This window comes from Streptomyces aurantiacus (genome assembly GCF_001418335.1).
Classification (GTDB): Bacteria; Actinomycetota; Actinomycetes; order Streptomycetales; family Streptomycetaceae; genus Streptomyces; species Streptomyces aurantiacus.
This window is the reverse complement of record NZ_LIPP01000507.1, coordinates 1-1918: the sequence shown is the minus strand read 5'-3', so window position 1 is coordinate 1918 and position 1918 is coordinate 1. Positions and strand designations below refer to the sequence as shown.

The window sequence follows — 1918 nt, the reverse complement described above, 5'->3', positions numbered from 1 at the left end:
TGGAAGCGCGCGTCGATGGCCACCGCATCAACACCAACCCCCGACTGCCATGGTCATTCCTCGCCCATACCGGCTTGACCATCCACCCACCACACCCACCGAACTTACGAAGAGATCAGTAGGTCCGGCTGGCCGGCTCGCGCGATCAAAGCGAGCCGGGGAATTTCCCGCCGCCGATCAGGTGCCGCGGTCAGAGGCCCTTCACCGGGTGTGGTGCTCGTCGTCGTGGTCCTCTCGGTCGGGTCTCAGGCGGTCAATTCGTCACCAGCGACCTCCTGACATGGCCCTCCAACGCGCAGACACGTAACCCCGTGCGTGCGCTCGACCTTGCCTCGCCGACTGCTGACGCGAGCCGCCGGCTAAAGGGTGTCCGCGCCTGCGTCGAATGCATGTCTGTGTCGTTCGACTTCGGAGAGGTGGTCGGCGGTCCAGGCGCGCAGGATCAAGAAGGGCTCCTCAAGCGTGCGACCCAGCGGCGTGATCCGGTACTCCACAGCAATGGGGCGTTGCGTCAGTACCCGGCGCTCGACGAGGCCGTTGCGTTCCAACCGTCGCAGTGCCTGCGCCAGCGATTTCTGAGTGACCCCATCGAGCTCTCTCTTGAGCTCGTTGAAGCGTCGCGGCTGCCGGCACAACGCGGCCAGCAACAGCTGACCCCACTTGTCCAGCAGCTGATCCAGGAGCTCGCGCTGCGGGCCGACGATGGTCTCGTGGCCGGCAGGATCTTCGCGGATACCAGGTTGCATTGAAGTACCTGTCATGCACCAGGTATACCAGAGATACCGCCAACCCAAAGGAATCTCATGACCGAACAGTCCCTGCCCAGCCTCAATGTCAAGCGCCAGGACGGAGTGCTATGGGTCTCGATTGATGTTCCGCCCGTCAACCTGATGACGGCGCAGCTCATGCTCGACCTGGACGCCGTCGCCGCATCGGCCGAGAGTGATCCCGATCTGCACGTCATCGTGGTCCAGAGCGCCAATCCGGAGTTCTTCCTGGCACACGGCGACCTGTCATTCGTGGAGGACCCCGCGACCTACGCCGCCCTCCCCATCGCGGAGGAGACGCTTGTCGGGACGGGCCCGATGATGCGGCTTCATGAACGCTGGCGTCGTCTGCCTCAGACCACCATCGCCAAAGTCGCGGGACTCGTCCGTGGCGGTGGATCCGAGCTGGTCTCCAGCCTGGATCTGCGATTCGCGGCCCTTGAGACTGCGGCGTTCGGCCAGTTCGAGACACTGATCGGCATCGTCCCTGGAGCCGGTGCAACTGCCCACCTACCCCGCCTCGTGGGTCGCGCTCGCGCTCTTGAGATCGTGCTGACAGGCGGGCTCGTCGACGCGGCGACTGCCGAGCGGTGGGGATGGGTGAACCGAGCTCTGCCCGCCGCAGAACTGGACGAATATGTTGAGTGGGTCGCACTGACCATCGCGACTCTGCCCGACGGTGTCCGCGCCGCGGCTACCGAAGCAATCGACGCGGCCGACGGCACGCTCGAAGACGCGCTGCGCGCGGAAGACCGCCTGCTCGGCGAAACGTTCACCCCCGCGGCTGGAGAGCTTGCCCGGGCAGCACTCGCGGCCGGGGTTCACACGCGCGAGGTGGAGTTGGACATCGAAGAGGTGCTGCGCGCGAACCTCGTCCGACGCTCGTGACGAGTCGCCCTGCACGGCAATCGTTCCAGGGCGAGCCAGTCCTGTTCGGCGGCCCAGGCCCGCATCGCCCGGCTCCAGTGAGCGGACAGGCCGTCCCAGGCCAGGACCACCCGCTCGCCGCGGTGGAACACCTTCATCTGCTCCAGGACCTCGATGAGTCCCGGCGGTGTCGTAGCTGCCGGGCTTGAGGAAGCACAGGCGGGCCCCGCGACCGGGGTCGGTGGAGTGGTAGCCCAAGGCCCGGCCATCGACGCGCGCTTCCA

General features: G+C 66.2%; 2 protein-coding genes. One reads left to right on the top strand and one right to left on the bottom strand.

The features are described 5' to 3' along the window. Positions 1 to 359: 359 nt before the first annotated feature. Complete coding sequence (locus AOK01_RS39600) at positions 360 to 761, bottom strand: winged helix-turn-helix transcriptional regulator (RefSeq protein WP_079104117.1); 402 nt, start codon at positions 759 to 761, stop codon at positions 360 to 362. 42 nt (positions 762 to 803) lie between these two features. Here AOK01_RS39600 and AOK01_RS39595 point away from each other — a divergent pair, with 42 nt between their 5' ends. Next, the gene (locus AOK01_RS39595) at positions 804 to 1655 is read left to right on the top strand and encodes an enoyl-CoA hydratase/isomerase family protein (RefSeq protein WP_055520425.1); all 852 of its coding nucleotides are present in this window, start codon (positions 804 to 806) and stop codon (positions 1653 to 1655) included. The last annotated feature ends 263 nt before the right edge of the window (positions 1656 to 1918 follow it).